Origin of the sequence: Streptomyces silvae (genome assembly GCF_016745505.1) — a bacterium.
Taxonomy (GTDB): Bacteria; Actinomycetota; Actinomycetes; order Streptomycetales; family Streptomycetaceae; genus Streptomyces; species Streptomyces silvae.
The window spans coordinates 42,182-56,672 of record NZ_JAERUC010000103.1; the positions used below are offsets into that span (position 1 = coordinate 42,182).

Here is a 14,491-nt window from a genome sequence, read left to right on the forward strand (position 1 = left end):
TTCGCCTGATCGTGCCGCCCGCACAAGGGAGCGCGAAAAGGGCCGGCCCCGGCTCCCGCCACGAGGGGCGGGAGCCGGGACCGGCCCGTGGGAGCGGGCGCCTCAGCGCTGGGAGAACACGGCGACCGTGCGTCCCGGGACGGTGAAGCCTCCCGACTTCTTCTCGTACGAGGCCTTCTTGACCGTGGCGTCCGCGCCCGCCGCCTGGACGGGGTGGAGCGCGTACGCCTTGCCGGCGAGCTCCGGGACGGCCTGGAGCTGGGTGCCGGGGGTGGCGTTCAGGACGACGACCAGCTTGCCGAGCCGCATCGTGATCACCCCGGGGGTCTCCTCCGTGCCGGAGAGCGGGAAGGACAGGGTGTCCTGCACCTGCCCGGCCGTGGCGAGGCCGAAGTCCTTCTCGGTGGTGCGGATCGTGAGCAGGTCCTGGTACGCGGCGGACGCGCCCGTGATCTGCGCGCACCCGGGGCTGAGCGCGGCGTTGGTCAGCAGCGGCTTGCCGTAGGACCACTTGTCCTTGTTGTCGGCGGCGGGCGGCAAACCCCGCCCGAAGCCGTTGCCCTTGCGGCAGTCCCAGTGCAGCGCGTTGAACCAGTCGCCGCTGTCGAAGGAGTTGCGGTCCAGCGACTTGGAGCGGAGCAGGTCGGTGCCGGCCTGGGAGAGCGCGGGCCCCTGCGAGAGCACGGCGGTCGCCATCGCCAGGACCTGCATACGGGCCCGGTCGGCGGCCGTGGTGTCCGCGGGGAGCTTGAAGGCGAGGGCGTCGTAGAGGGTCTCGTTGTCGTGGGCGTCGGCGTAGGCGAGCGCGTCTCCGGGTGCCGCCGCGTATCCGGCGGGGGCCCCGTTGTAGTCGACGGCCGAGCCCTTGACCGTACGGCCCTGGGTGTCGGTGAAGGTGTAGTCGGCGAGGCTGCCGGTGAGGCCGACCTTGATCAGGTCCTGGTAGTGGAGCAGCCGGGCCTTCTGTTCGGCCTCGGTGCCGTTGGCCGCCGAGGCGTTGGGGTCGGTGTAGAGGCCGGTGGCGAAGCCCTGGACGCCCGGGTCCTCGTCGAAGGGGCCGCCGCCGCGCACGGCGTCGCGGGCCCGGTCGGAGAAGGTCGCGATGCCGGTGCCGGCCATGTTCTTCTGGGTGGCCTGGACGAAGCGGGCGTCGTCGGCGATCTCGCCGAAGTTCCAGCCCTCGCCGTACAGGATGATCTTCTTCCCGTCGACGCCGTCCTTGGCGACCGTCAGCTCGTCGAGGGCCTTGCGGACCGCGAGGATGTTGGCCTTGGGGTGGTGTCCCATCAGGTCGAAGCGGAAGCCGTCGACCTTGTACTCCTTGGCCCAGGTGACGACCGAGTCCACGACGAGCTTGCCCATCATGGTGTTCTCGGGCGCGGTGTTGGCGCAGCAGGTGGAGGTGGCGACGGTGCCGTCCTCCAGGAGCCGCTGGTAGTAGCCGGGCACGATCCTGTCGAGGACGGACTTGTCGTCCTGGCCGGAGGCGACGGTGTGGTTGTAGACGACGTCCATGACGGTGCGCAGCCCTGCGCCGTTGAGGCCCTGGACCATCTGCCGGAACTCGACGGTGCGCTTCGTGCCGTTCGGGTCGGAGGCGTAACTGCCCTCCGGAACCGTGTAGTGCAGCGGGTCGTAGCCCCAGTTGAAGGCGTCCTTCGCGGCGGCCTTCGTGACGCAGGCCTGCTGCTCCTCGGAGTCGGGTGCGTAGACGGACAGGTCGCAGGCCGGCTTCTGCTGGCCGGACTTCTTCTCGGGGATCGTCCCGATGTCGAAGGCGGGCAGCAGGTGCACATAGCTGGTGCCGGAGCCGGCGAGCTCCTTGAGGTGCTTCATGCCGTCGGAGCGGGTGTCGGTGAAGGCGAGGTACTCGCCGGGGTGCTTCGACGTGGTGTCCGTGACGGAGAAGTCACGGATGTGCAGCTCCTGGATCTGGGCGTCCCGCAGCGGCACGGCGGCGGGCTTCTTCAGCCCGGACCAGCCGCGCGGGGCGAGCTCCGGGGCGTCGAGGTCGACGACGAGGCTGCGGGCGGAGTCGGTGGTGAGGGCGGTGGAGTAGGGGTCGGTGACCTTGTTGGTGACCGTCTTCTGGACGGTGGGTGCCCAGACCTGGACGGCGTACCGGTAGGGCTTGCCGGTCCAGGACTTCTTCCCGGTGACCGACCAGACGCCGGTGCGGTCGTCGCGCCGCATCGGGACGCTCTTCCCGTCGAGTTCGAGGGAGACGGTGCGGGCGGTGGGGGCCCAGACGGAGAGCGTCGGGGTGTTCTTCCGGAAGACCGGCCCGAGGGCGGCGCCGCTCGCGGCCTTCCCGTACAGCGTGTCCAGGACGCCCGCGGTCTGTACGCCGGTCGCGGCGAGCAGGGCGCCGTTGGCGGCGCGCTGGGTGGCGATCAGCTGACCGCGCAGGGATTCACGGACGCGGTCCCGGTCGCGGGGGTCGACGGTGAACGCCGGGTAGTCCTTGAGGTGCGGGTACTTCGCCTTCAGCGCGTCGGTGAGTTCGGTGGCGCCGAGCCGGAGCCACCGGCCCTCGTCGGAGAGTGCGCCGTCGACGACGGAGATGCCGCCGTTCTTCGCGTACACGAGCTGCTGGCTGGTGGCGGCGGTGGCCTTCACCTTCCAGACGACGGTGTCCGCGTCGATCCACTGGGCCTCGGCCTTGGTCAGGTCGGGTGTGGGCACCCCGCCGGCCTGCGGCAGCAGGTAGCCGGGCTTCCCGCCGAGCATCCAGACCTCGTGCCCGTAGGAGGCGATGTCCAGGGACTGGTCGCTGGGGAGGTCCTTCTCGTCGCCCTTGTGGAGGATGTAGCTGAGCGAGGTCGCGCCGTCGGTGAGCGGGACCTCGAAGGTCACGCCGTAGGCGTCGGTCCGCACGGGCTCCAGCGGCTTGGCCCAGTCCGTGGGGGCGGCGGCACCGGTCCAGGTGTGCAGGCCCCAGCCGTCGTAGTTCCCGTCGGCGCGGTGGTAGTGCAGGACGGCCTTGGAGGTGTCCTGCGGCGGGGCCTCCGGAGCCTCGGCGGTCTGCTCGTCCTTGCCCTGCTCGACCCAGACCTGGCCGGTGGCCGCCAGGTCGACGGTGCGCTCGGGGCCGTCGGCCGTGCCGTTCTTCTCGATGGTGTACGGGACCGAGGAGGTGCCCTCGTCGAGGTCGACCCAGGCGAACGCGCCGTAGGCGTCGCGGCCGATGAAGTCGGCGCTCTTCCCGCCGGACTTCAGCTGCCAGCCCTCGTAGTCGCCGTCGGACCGCTGGTAGTGGACGATCGCCCGGTCACGTTCGACGGCGACGGGCTTCGGGTCGGGCGGGGCCTGGCCCGCGGTGCCGGCGGCGAGGGCGCTCGCGGTGCGTCCGGCGCGGTCGACGACGACGGCCTTGTAGCGCAGCGGCGTCCCGGCCTTCACGGAACCGTCCAGGTGCTGGGTGACCTTGTACGGGGCGTGGTCGGCGGAGCCGAGGGTGACCCACCTGCCGTTGCCGGTCTGCGCGGCGAACACGACCCGGTCGGTCCCGCCGCCCTTGACGTCGGCGGTGAGCTCGACGGTGCCGGTGGCACCGGCGGCCGGGGCCTTCAGGGTGACCGACGGCTTGGCGGCGGGGGTGCCGAGCGGCTTGTCGGCGCGGAGCACGATGCTGGAGAGCGCGGGCACGGTGACCTTGACGGTCTTGTCTGAGCCGCTGCGCAGGGTGCCGGAACCGCCGTACAGCGTGCGGAAGTTCATCCCGGCGGACTCGGTAGTCAGCTGGACCTTCCGCGCCTCGGTGGAGTTGTTCGTGGCGACGACGTACTCGTACGGGCGCTTGGTGTGAGTACGGGAGAAGGCGTAGACCGAGTCCTTGGCGTAGCGCTCGGTCTGCACGCCGTCGCGCAGCGCGGGGTGGTCGGCCGTGAGCTTCGAGAGGGCCGCTATGGAGCGGTAGAGCGGATGGGTCGTGTCGTACGCGTCGGAGGCGTGCGTACGGTCGGTGCCCAGCTGGTCGTCGTCGAGGTAGTCGGCGGTCTTCGAGGCGAACAGCGGCTGGCGGGCGTCCTTGTCGCCGCCCGCCCCGGTGTAGCCCTGCTCGTCGCCGTAGTAGATCACCGGGTTGCCGCGGCCGAGGAACATCAGCTCGTTCGCGAGGCGGGCCCGGTCCAGGAGCTCGGCGTCACCGGCCTTCGGGTTGTCCTGCTTCAGGAAGGTGCCGATGCGGCCCATGTCGTGGTTGCCGAGGAAGGTCACCTGCTCGTAGGCGTTGGCCTTGTCGGTGGTGTAGCGGTAGTCGTCACCGTAGACCGCGGCGAGCTTCGAGGCGGGCGCGCCCTGGGAGGCGTACTGCCGGGCGGCTTCCTGGAAGGGGAAGTCGAGCGTGGCGTCGAGGCGGCCCCGCGTCACATAGGGCGAGGTGATCGCGGTGTCGGCGGAGTAGACCTCGCCGAACATGAAGAAGTCGTCCCGCCCGTGCTTGGCCGCGTAGCCGTCCAGCGCGGTGGCCCACTGGGTCCAGAAGTCGAGGTCGACGTGTTTGACGGTGTCGATGCGGAACCCGTCGATGTCGAAGTCCCGGACCCACTTCTCGTAGATCTTCTCCATGCCGGAGACGACCTCGGGGCGCTCGGTCCACAGGTCGTCGAGGCCGGAGAAGTCGCCGTACTCGGTGGACTCGCCGGCATAGGTCGAGTCGCCCCTGTTGTGGTACATCGTCGTGTCGTTGAGCCAGGCGGGGACCTTCTTGCCCGTGTTCTTCGGGGTGTACGGGAAGGAGTCGGCGTCCACCTTGCCGACGCCCCGGGTGTCGTCGAAGGGGCGGCCGTCCTTGTCGAGGTAGGGGTAGGCGCCCTTGGACCGGTAGCCGTACTCCTTCTCGGCGTAGTCGACGGTGTCGGCGGTGTGGTTGGTGATGACGTCGAAGAAGACCTTCATGCCCTTGCCGTGGGCCTTGTCGATCAGCTTCGTGAGGTCGGCGTTGGTCCCGAAGTGCGGGTCGACCTGGGTGAAGTCGGTGATCCAGTAGCCGTGGTAGCCGGCCGAGGCGTCGTCCCCCGTGCCCTGGACGGGACGGTTCTTGAAGATCGGGGCGAGCCAGATGGCGGTGGTGCCGAGGCCCTTGATGTAGTCGAGCCGCTGGGTGAGGCCCTTGAGATCGCCGCCCTGGTAGAACCCCTTGTCGGTGGGGTCGAATCCGGTCTCCAGCCGCGAACCCGTGAGCGTGCCCCGGTCGTTGGAGGTGTCTCCGTTGGCGAACCGGTCGGGCAGCACGAAGTAGAACTGCTCGCGGGTCAGGTCGTGCCGGGCCGGCTCCTGGGCGAGCTTCGCGTCCGAGGGCGGTGACGGAGGTCTGGGCGCGGCGGACGCGGAGGTGGCCGCCGGTACGACGGGCAGCAGCGCCGCGCACAGTGCGGCGACGGCTCCCCGCCGGAGGGTGGTTCGGGACACGGGCGGGTACTCCTCGGCTTTCGGGGGTGGGATCGAGCGGTGCGGGCCGGGGACGCCGTCGATCGCGCCCCCGGCCCGCAGGTGGTGGTTCAGCTGCGCCAGACGTCGGCGGTCAGGGCGACCTTGCCGGAGGCGGGCACGGTGGCGGTGCGGTTGGCGCCGCTCTCCCAGGTGACGTTGCCGCTCGCGTCCTTGCGCAGGTACTTGTACTCGAAGGACGTCCCGGCGGGCAGGGCGACGTCGAGCTTCCAGACGGGGTACGTCGCCGGGTCGAGCTTCAGCGCGCTGCCGGGGGCCCAGCTGCCGAGGGCGGCCTGGTTGCCGGTGACGTAGATGTTCTGGCCGAGCTGGGTGGTGGCGTTGACGCCGAACGAGGCGCCGGACTGCCCGGTCCCGGGGTCCGGGGTGGTGCCGCCACCGCCGGTGCAGGTGCGGGCGCCGATGTGCAGGGCGACGGCGGTGTTGGCGCCGAGGGTGGCGGTGAACTGGCCGGAGCCGTTGACGGTGACGCCGTTGCCGGACTGGACGTCGCAGTAGTCACCGGCGGGCAGCGACGTCTGGAACGTGCGGGTCAGCGAGGAGCCCTCGTGGTTGATCGCGACGTACGCCTTGGAGCCGCGGCCGAAGGCGATCTGGTCGCCGCCGTTGTCCCACCAGTTGGAGACGGACTCACCGCGGGCGGTGTTGCGGAAGCCGACCATGGAGGAGATCTCGCGCCAGGCGTGCTGGCACTTCCAGCCGTCGCTGTAGCAAGCATTCACCTGGCCGCCGTTGGGCGGGCCGGCGTCCTTGTCGGACCACTCGTAGCCGGAGTGGACGTCCGGGGAACCGTAGGGGTAGGCCAGCATGAAGACGCTCGCCAGGGTGTAGTTGGCGCCGTCCTTGTAGTTCAGCGTCTCGCCGTTGCGCTCGGTGTCGTGGTTGTCGACGAAGACCGCCGACTTGCCCGACTCCATGAAGCCCCAGCCCTCGCCGAAGTTCTTCAGGTTGGCGAGGTTCTCGTTGTTGAAGGTCTGCTTGAGGCTGCGGGCGTAGCGGAACTCCTGGACGTCACCGCTGCCGAGGTACTCGGTGGGCGAGACCGCCTCGCCGGCCCCGTAGATCGCCTCGTGCTTCCAGTGGACGCCGGGGTTGCTGAGCCGGGACTTGATGTTGGCGAGGTCACCGGCGGGCATGTGCTTGGAGGCGTCGATGCGGAAGCCGTCGACGCCGAGGGAGAGCAGGTCGTTGAGGTAGCCGGCGATCTTGCCGCGTACGTAGTCCTCGCCGGTGTCCAGGTCGGCGAGGCCCACCAGTTCGCAGTTCTGGACGTTGGCCCGGTCGCCGTAGTTGTTGATCTGCGACTGGCAGTCGTTCATGTCGTTGACGGAGTAGAGCCCGGGGTAGTCGTACTTGGTGTACGAGGATCCGCCGGTGCCGGTACCCGATCCGGACGACATGTGGTTGATGACCGAGTCGGCGATGACCTTGACGCCCGCGCCGTGACAGGTGCTGACCATGTTCGCGAAGGCCGTACGGTCGCCGAGGCGGCCGGCGATCCTGTAGCTGACGGGCTGGTACGAGGTCCACCACTGGCCGCCCTGGATGTGCTCCTGGGGCGGCGAGACCTGGACGTAGCCGTAGCCGGCCGGGCCGAGGCTGTCGGTGCAGGCCTTGGCCACCGAGTCGAACTTCCACTCGAACAGCACCGCGGTGACGTCCTTCGCACCGCCCGGCGCGGCCTGGGCGGTACCGGCGGCCGCGGGGACGGCGAGGGCCGCGGCGCCCAGGGCGAGGGCGAGCGCACCGGCGGACAAGGGTCTGTGTGCCATGAGGATCCTCCTGCGGTGGGGGAAGAGCGGGGATGGCGGAGCAGCCTCACATGGCAACGCGCCGTGCCCTCAAGGCTTATGAAGGTTCTTGCAGCAAGGATGCAATTCCCTGTGTGCCGCAGACCGTACGAGCCTGATCTGCCCCGGTCAACCCCCTGGACACGACGCGATTACGTCCCGCTCACATCCACGAAATCCCGGAGATTTCTTCCTGCAAGGACTTACGCAAAATATTGCGAGCCTGTTAAGTTCATCCCGACTCCGGCCCGGTCGGCCGGGGGTCCGGATCCCCGGGCCCCACGCGCCCGGCCGACCGGTCCGGTCATGACGCGGAGAGGTCCGGAAGTCGCTTCCCCGCCGGCCCACCCTGGGCCGACTCCCGGACCTCTCCCGCACGTTGCCGCGCAGGACCGTCATGGACCCCCGGACACACCCGCCCCTCCCCCGCAGGTCCGCCGCTCAGGCCCCGCCGGCCCGGAACCGGCGCCGGTACTCGGTCGGTGTCGTGTCGAGCCTGCGGCGGAACGCCCTGACGAGGGTGTCGACGGTGCCGAATCCGCAGGAGGCCGCGACGCGTTCGAGGGTGGCGTCGGTGGATTCCAGCCGGCCGCGTGCCACCTCGACCCGGGCCGATTCGACGTACGCGTGCGGGGTCGTGCCGAGTTCGGCCTTGAAGATCCGGGTGAGCTGCCGGTCACCGATGTGGGCGTGGGCGGCGAGGTCCGCGAGGGTGAGCGGTTCGCCGATATTGCGCAGGATGTGGTGCCGGAGGTCCTCGATGCGCCGCGTCATGGACACCCGCTCCAGGGGCACGCTGAACTGGCTCTGCCCGCTCGGCCGCTTCAGGTACATCACGAGCTGCCGGGCGATGTTCAGCGCGACGCTCTCGCCGAGGTCGTCCGCGATGAGCGCGAGGGACAGGTCGAGGCAGGCGCTGATGCCCGCGCCGGTCCACACGTCGCCCTGCCGGATGAAGATCGGGTCGGCGTCCACCTCGACCGCCGGGTAGTCGTCGGCGAGCTGCTGCGCGGTCGACCAGTGGGTGGTGGCGCGCTTGCCGTCGAGGAGTCCGGCGGCCGCCAGGATGTGCGCTCCGACGCAGACGGAGGTGACCCTCCGGGCCCGCCCGGCGAGCTGCTTCACCCGCGCCACCACGCCGGGGTCGGTCAGCGGGTGCACACGGCGACGGTGGTCGACCTCGACCGCGCCGGGCACGATCAGGGTGTCGATGCTCCTGGTGGACAGGTCGTCGAAGGTGGTGTCGGGGAGGACGCGCACCCCCGCGCCGGTGGTGACCGGATCCATGGTCTCGGCGGCGAGGACCACCTCGTAACCCGCCGCCTCCTCCGACTCGCGGCGCGCGAGGGAGAACACCTCGGGCGGTCCGGTGACATCCAACAGGTCGACGCCGTCGAAGAGAACGATGACGATCAGCCGGCTGACGGTGCTCATGGGACTCCCGGGGACGGTGACGTCGATGTCGGTTTCTGCAGGTTAGACGACATTGCCGACACGCGGTGGCGGCCATAGCGTCGTAGGCACAGCTCACCGCGCCGGTGACCTGCTCTCCGACATCCGATCCCCAGGTGGTTCCCCCATGCCCAGAACGACACTGCGCCGGCTCAACGGTCTCGACGACAACCCCGCGAGGCTCGCCGGATCGACGCTGGTCCTCATCGACTACCAGAACACCTACACGACCGGCGTGATGGAGCTGGACGGCTGGCAGCCCGCACTCGACGCCGCCGCCGAACTGCTGGCCCGGGCCCGCCGGGAGGGCACGAAGGTCATCCACGTCATCAACGACGGCGGCGAGGGCACCCCGTACGACATCCGGGCGGAGATCGGCCGGATCCACCCCCGCGTGGCCCCGGCCGACGGTGAGCCGGTCGTCGTCAAGCAGACACCGAACGCCTTCGCCGGTACGGACCTGGACCGGCACGTCGACGCGGCCGGCCACTGCGACCTGGTCATCGCCGGGTTCATGACCCACATGTGCGTGGCCTTCACCGCCCAGGGTGCCTTCCTGCGCGGCAACCGCCCCACGGTCGTCGCCGACGCCTGCGCCACCCGGGCCCTCCCGGTCCTCGACACCGAACTGCCCGCCGAACAGGTCCACTCCGCCGCACTCGCCACGATCGCGGACCTGTACGGGGTCGTGGTCCCGACGCAGAAGTCCCTCACCTGAGACGTGAGTGCGTGCCGGACGGTTTCGGTGGGCGGCGGTCACCGTCCGAGGTCGAGTTCGGCCCAGACCGTCTTGCGCGGGGCGGGTCCGACGTCCACGCCCCAGCGGTCTGCGAGTGCTCCGACGATCAGCAGACCACGCCCCGACTCCGCGTCGGCGGCGGCGGCCCCGAGCGCGAGAGGCAGTCGTTCGCCCCGGGTGTCGGTCACCTCGATACGGAGCAACGTGTCCCGGTGGACCATGAGGCCCAGCCGGAAGTCCCGTCCGGATACGCGGCCGTGCACGGCGGCGTTGGCGGCCAGTTCGGCCACGATGTTCGCCGCCGGCTCCGTGGGCAGCCCCCAGTCCCCCAGGTGCGCCACGGTCAGCAGGCGCGCGAGCCTGGCACCGCGGCGGGTGGGAGAGAGCAGCACGGTGAACTGCCGGGTGGGAACGGAATGTTCGGTTCGGGTGATTTCTTGGGTCACGTCACTCAGCGTGGCCCCACCTGCCTACCGTGAAGAGCGACAAGCCGGTTGCGTACGGCGATTGTCCAGGCCTTGTCCAGCGCTGTCCCGGCTGTCCGGGGTGACTCGCCGGGGACGACAGAGGTTGGTGCAAGAACGGCAGCACGTCGGAAGTGGGGCACGGATGAGCGTGGATGAGGTCGGCACGACAAGCGGCACCGACGGAGCGGACGACCCCGGCTGGGAGGTCGACCCCGACGACGAGCCCGGCACGGCTCTGGTCGCCTCCGTGGGACGTCAGATCAAGGCATGGCGGGAGTCGGCGGGCATGCGGGCCGGGGAGTTCGGGGCCACGATCGGGTACGGCGAGGACCTGGTCTTCAAAGTGGAGAGCGGCCGGCGCATTCCCCGGCCGGAGTTCCTGGACAAGGCGGACGAGGCCCTGGGCGCCGCAGGCAAGCTCGCCATGTTCAAGAAGGAGATGGCGGAGGTCCGGTACCCGAAAAAGGTGCGGGACCTGGCGAAGCTGGAGGCCAAAGCCGTCGAGGTGGAGGCGTACCACCACCACAACATCAACGGTCTGCTGCAGACCGAGGAGCATATGAGGGCATTGTTCGCCTCGTGGCTGCCGGCCTATACACAGGACGAGACGGACCGGGTGGTGGGCGCTCGCCTGGCCCGACGGTCCATCCTCGACCGGACTCCCCTGCCATCACTGAGCTTTGTCCAGGAAGAGGTGACACTCCGCCGTCCGGTCGGAGGCACAATGGTTCTGCGCCGCCAACTCGAACATCTCTTGGAAGTGGGGCGGTTGTCGAACGTGGCAATCCAGGTGATGCCGACATGTCGCGAGGAGCATCCCGGAACGGGCGGACTGATCGAGGTGCTGAGGTTTGCCGACGGCAGTGCGGTAGGGCGATCCGAGGGCGCGTTCAGCGGCCGCCCGGTCTCCGACCCGAAGCAACTCAGGATCCTCGGACTGCGCTATGGCATGATCCGGGCGCAGGCTCTCACGCCACGTGAATCGCTGGCCTTCATTGAGCAACTGCTGGGAGAGACATGATCCACAAGCCCTCTGCCGAGGGAGCCGCGGAGCTGAAGTGGCTCAGGAGCAGCTACAGCAGCAGTGGTGACGGCAACGACTGCGTCGAGGTGGCGACCACCCCCGCCACCGTGCACGTACGCGACTCCAAGAACCCGCCCGGCCCGCTCCTCGGCTTCGCCCCCGCCACCTGGGACGCCTTCCTGGCGTACGCCGCCGAGAACTGACGATGGGGTCACCCGACATCGAGACCGAGTCCGCCCCGTACGTACGGTTCCAGTCGCCGCATCCGAACGGGCGTGGCCAGTTCACCGGGGTCTTCGGGCTCGTCAACAACCTGGCGCGCGAAGGGCTGCTCTCCGACGAACAGGAGACCTTCCGCCGCAGCAACAACCGCTGGTACGACGCCGCGTACACGGACCCCTCGACCGTCGACCCCACCGTCTACGACGACGACGTCAACCCTGGCGCCGCAGCCTGGTTCAAGCCGACCGCCGCCCACCTCCTCGGACGGGTCCCCGGCTACCTGGAGATCCTGGCCGCCCACAACGTCGACTGCCAGGTGCTGCGCTCCGCGGATCCGGGGCGGGTCGTCTACGAGGACGACGTCCAGGTCGTGGTCGTACCGCACGCCGCCCCCTTCGCTCACCGGCACTGAGATCGCCTCATCCGAATCCGTCGGGAGTTCGGACGCAACCGGCGCTCAAGCCCCCGGGGCCTGAGGCCCCGGAGTGTCCGAAGTCCCTGAAGATCCAGCGGTGGTACCGGCGGGGCCGGGTCCCCCCTCCGGACCCGGCCCCGCGATTCCCCGCCGACGCGCCGGCTCAGGCGGCCCGTGCCGCCGCCGTCGAGCCGCGTACCACCAGCTCCGGCTGGAACACGTACTCCGTACGCTGCACCGGGCTTCCGGCGATCTCCTCCAGCAGGGCTCCCACCGCCGCTGCCGCCATCGCCTGCACCGGCTGGCGGACCGTGGTCAGGGGCGGGTCGGTGAAGGCGATCAGCTGGGAGTCGTCGAAGCCGACGACGGAGACGTCACGCGGGACGTCCAGGCCCCTCCCCCGGGCCGCCCTGACCACGCCGAGCGCCATCAGGTCGCTGCCGCAGACGATGCCGGTGCAGCCGCGGTCGAGCAGGGCGCCCGCCGCGACCTGGCCGCCCTCGACGCTGAACAGCGTGGAACACACCAGGAGTTCGGCCTCCTCCCGGTCCATGCCCAGGACCGAGACGGCCGCGTCCACGAAGCCGTCGGCCTTGCGGCGGGAGGGCACGTAGCGCTGCGGTCCGATCGCCAGGCCGATCCGCCGGTGCCCGAGCTCGGCGAGGTGGCTGACGGCCATGCGTACGGCGGCCTGGTCGTCGGGCGAGACGAACGGGGCGCTGATGCGTTCGTTGTAGCCGTTGATCAGGACGAACGGCACGCCGCGTTCGGTGAGCGCCGCGTACCGCGCCGGGTCGGCCGAGGTGTCGGCGTGCAGCCCGGACAGGAACACGATGCCGCCGACGCCCCGCTCGACGAGCTGTTCCACGAGCTCGTCCTCCGTCGCGCCGCCGGGCAGCTGGGTGCAGAGCACGGGCGTGTAGCCGTGCCCCGCGAGCACCTGCTCCACGGACTGGGCGAACGCCGGGAAGATCGGGTTGGTGAGTTCGGGCGTCACCAGTCCGATGAGTCCGGCGCTGCGCTGCCGCAGCCGCACGGGCCGTTCGTAACCGAGGATGTCGAGCGCCGCGAGCACCCGCTGACGCGTGGTGTCCGCGACGCCCGGCTTCCCGTTCAGCACCCGGCTGACGGTGGCCTCGCTGACCGCGGCCTGACCGGCGATGTCGGAGAGCCGCAGCGCCGGTCCGGTCCTGGGTGCGGGGACGGTCACACCGTCCACCACACCGTGGTGTCGGCGGGCAGCTCGACCGTGTCGCCGTCGACGGCCACCGGGCCGCTGGACAGCAGCAGGCGGCCGGGGGCGTCGATCCGTACCGGCGCGCCCGTCGTGTTGACGGTGCAGACGAAGCCGGGGCGGCCGAGGGCGAGCACGCCCTCGGGGGCGTCCAGCCACAGGACGTCCGTGCCCGCGCCGAGGCCCGGGTGCTCGCGCCGGGTGGCGATGGCGGCGCGGTACAGCTCCAGCGTGGAGCCCTCCGTGCCGCTCTGCGCCTCGACGGAGTACGCGCCCCAGCTGCCGGGCTGCGGAAGCCAGCTGCCGCCGGCGCCGAAGCCGTACGAGCTGCCCTCGCGGGTCCACGGGATCGGCACCCTGCACCCGTCGCGGAAGCCGTCCTGGCCCTCGGCGCGGAAGAACGACGGGTCCTGGCGGGCCTCGTCGGGCAGGTCGGTGACGTCGGGCAGGCCGAGCTCCTCGCCCTGGTAGACGTAGGCGGAGCCGGGCAGGGCCAGCATCAGCAGGGTCGCCGCGCGCGCCCGGCGCAGGCCGAGTTCGCCGTCGCCGGGGGTGCGGATCTGGGTGCCCAGGCCCGGCGGGTTGGCGAAGCGGGTGGTGTGCCGGGTGACGTCGTGGTTGGAGAGCACCCAGGTGGTGGGGGCGCCCACCGGACGCATCGCGTCGAGCGAGGAGTCGATGACGGCGCGCAGCTCGGCGGCGTCCCAGGCGGTCGACAGGTACTGGAAGTTGAACGCCTGGTGCATCTCGTCGGGGCGCACGTAGTTGGCGGTGCGCTCGACGGTGGGCGTCCACGCCTCGGCGACCAGGATCCGGTCGCCCGGGTACTCGTCGAGGATGGTGCGCCAGCTGCGGTAGATCTCGTGCACACCGTCCTGGTCGAAGAACGGCATGACATCGTTGCCCAGCAGCTTCAGCTGGTCGTGCGATCCGAGGTCCGGGAGGCCCTCCGCCTTGACGAGGCCGTGGGCGACGTCGACGCGGAAGCCGTCGACGCCCATGTCCAGCCAGAAGCGCAGGATGGAGCGGAACTCGTCGGCGACGGCCGGGTGCTCCCAGTTGAAGTCGGGCTGCTCCGGGGCGAAGAGGTGCAGGTACCACTCGCCGGGGGTGCCGTCCGGGTCCGTCGTACGGGTCCAGGCGGGGCCGCCGAAGATGGACTCCCAGTCGTTGGGCGGGAGTTCGCCGTCGGTGCCCTTGCCGGGACGGAAGTGGTAGCGCTCGCGCAGGGCGGAGCCGGGGCCTTCGGCGAGGGCGCGCTTGAACCACTCGTGCTGGTCGGAGGAGTGGTTGGGGACCAGGTCGACGATGATGCGCAGGCCCAGGTCGTGGGCCTCACGGATCAGCCCGTCGGCGTCGAGGAGCGTGCCGAACATCGGGTCGATCGCCCGGTAGTCGGCGACGTCGTAGCCGGCGTCGGCCTGCGGCGAGGCGTAGAAGGGGCTGAGCCAGACGGCGTCCACACCGAGGTCCCGGAGGTACGGGAGCCGCGCGGTGACGCCCGCGAGGTCTCCCATGCCGTCGCCGTTGCCGTCGGCAAAGCTGCGCGGGTACACCTGGTAGATCACCGCGTCCTGCCACCAGCCGGTGGGGTGGCCCGGGGCCTCGGCGGACGTGCCGGTGGAGGGGGCAGCGAGGTGCTGGGTCATGTCGTCCCTGGGGTGTCTGGGTGGGGAGCGGCGCCGGGACCGGGTCGG

Annotated in this window: 10 protein-coding genes; 4 read left to right on the plus strand and 6 right to left on the minus strand. The window is 70.5% G+C overall.

Annotated elements, in window-relative coordinates:
* Positions 1-102: 102 nt before the first annotated feature.
* The 3 genes from pulA to JKV81_RS16195 form a co-directional block, all read right to left on the minus strand.
* A complete protein-coding gene (gene pulA / locus JKV81_RS16185; RefSeq protein WP_202076456.1) occupies positions 103-5,412 on the minus strand; it encodes a pullulanase-type alpha-1,6-glucosidase in 5,310 nt (1,769 codons plus the stop codon).
* A gap of 89 nt (positions 5,413-5,501) precedes the next feature.
* Positions 5,502-7,223: a carbohydrate-binding module family 20 domain-containing protein gene (locus JKV81_RS16190; RefSeq protein ID WP_202076457.1), complete on the minus strand. Its 1,722-nt coding sequence runs from the start codon at positions 7,221-7,223 to the stop codon at positions 5,502-5,504.
* 459 nt (positions 7,224-7,682) lie between these two features.
* Positions 7,683-8,675: a GlxA family transcriptional regulator gene (locus JKV81_RS16195; protein WP_202076458.1), complete on the minus strand. Its 993-nt coding sequence runs from the start codon at positions 8,673-8,675 to the stop codon at positions 7,683-7,685.
* A gap of 145 nt (positions 8,676-8,820) precedes the next feature.
* Here JKV81_RS16195 and JKV81_RS16200 point away from each other — a divergent pair, with 145 nt between their 5' ends.
* The gene (locus JKV81_RS16200; RefSeq protein WP_129262382.1) at positions 8,821-9,411 is read left to right on the plus strand and encodes an isochorismatase family protein; all 591 of its coding nucleotides are present in this window, start codon (positions 8,821-8,823) and stop codon (positions 9,409-9,411) included.
* 38 nt (positions 9,412-9,449) lie between these two features.
* On the opposite strand, the gene JKV81_RS16205 is transcribed toward JKV81_RS16200, so the two are convergent.
* Positions 9,450-9,878: an ATP-binding protein gene (locus JKV81_RS16205; RefSeq protein ID WP_129262384.1), complete on the minus strand. Its 429-nt coding sequence runs from the start codon at positions 9,876-9,878 to the stop codon at positions 9,450-9,452.
* 163 nt (positions 9,879-10,041) lie between these two features.
* Between JKV81_RS16205 and JKV81_RS16210 the strand changes: the two genes are divergently transcribed.
* From JKV81_RS16210 to JKV81_RS16220, 3 genes are read left to right on the plus strand one after another with little or no spacing between them, the layout of a single operon-like run.
* Positions 10,042-10,920, plus strand: coding sequence for a helix-turn-helix domain-containing protein (locus JKV81_RS16210; RefSeq protein ID WP_202076459.1), 879 nt, complete (start codon positions 10,042-10,044; stop codon positions 10,918-10,920).
* Entirely contained in the window at positions 10,917-11,126 is a 210-nt protein-coding gene (locus JKV81_RS16215) for a DUF397 domain-containing protein (protein WP_202076460.1), read from the plus strand. The genes JKV81_RS16210 and JKV81_RS16215 overlap by 4 nt, the downstream gene beginning before the upstream one ends.
* Before the next feature lie 2 nt (positions 11,127-11,128).
* On the plus strand, positions 11,129-11,557 hold the full coding sequence (locus tag JKV81_RS16220) for a hypothetical protein (protein ID WP_129262390.1): 429 nt from the start codon (positions 11,129-11,131) through the stop codon (positions 11,555-11,557).
* 166 nt (positions 11,558-11,723) lie between these two features.
* Here the strand turns inward: JKV81_RS16220 and JKV81_RS16225 are convergent, their stop codons facing one another.
* Positions 11,724-12,782, minus strand: a complete 1,059-nt coding sequence (locus JKV81_RS16225) for a LacI family DNA-binding transcriptional regulator (protein ID WP_202076461.1) — start codon at positions 12,780-12,782, stop codon at positions 11,724-11,726.
* Complete coding sequence (locus JKV81_RS16230; RefSeq protein ID WP_129262394.1) at positions 12,767-14,443, minus strand: glycoside hydrolase family 13 protein; 1,677 nt, start codon at positions 14,441-14,443, stop codon at positions 12,767-12,769. Before JKV81_RS16230 ends, JKV81_RS16225 begins: the two co-directional genes overlap by 16 nt.
* Between the last annotated feature and the right edge of the window lie 48 nt (positions 14,444-14,491).

Coding starts and splice junctions, on each gene's coding strand:
- JKV81_RS16215 (WP_202076460.1), top strand. CDS start 10,917: ATGATCCACAAGCCCTCTGCCGAGGGAGCCGCGGAGCTGAAGTGGCTC.
- JKV81_RS16210 (WP_202076459.1), top strand. CDS start 10,042: ATGAGCGTGGATGAGGTCGGCACGACAAGCGGCACCGACGGAGCGGAC.
- JKV81_RS16190 (WP_202076457.1), bottom strand. CDS start 7,223: ATGGCACACAGACCCTTGTCCGCCGGTGCGCTCGCCCTCGCCCTGGGC.
- JKV81_RS16220 (WP_129262390.1), top strand. CDS start 11,129: ATGGGGTCACCCGACATCGAGACCGAGTCCGCCCCGTACGTACGGTTC.
- JKV81_RS16230 (WP_129262394.1), bottom strand. CDS start 14,443: ATGACCCAGCACCTCGCTGCCCCCTCCACCGGCACGTCCGCCGAGGCC.
- JKV81_RS16195 (WP_202076458.1), bottom strand. CDS start 8,675: ATGAGCACCGTCAGCCGGCTGATCGTCATCGTTCTCTTCGACGGCGTC.
- JKV81_RS16200 (WP_129262382.1), top strand. CDS start 8,821: ATGCCCAGAACGACACTGCGCCGGCTCAACGGTCTCGACGACAACCCC.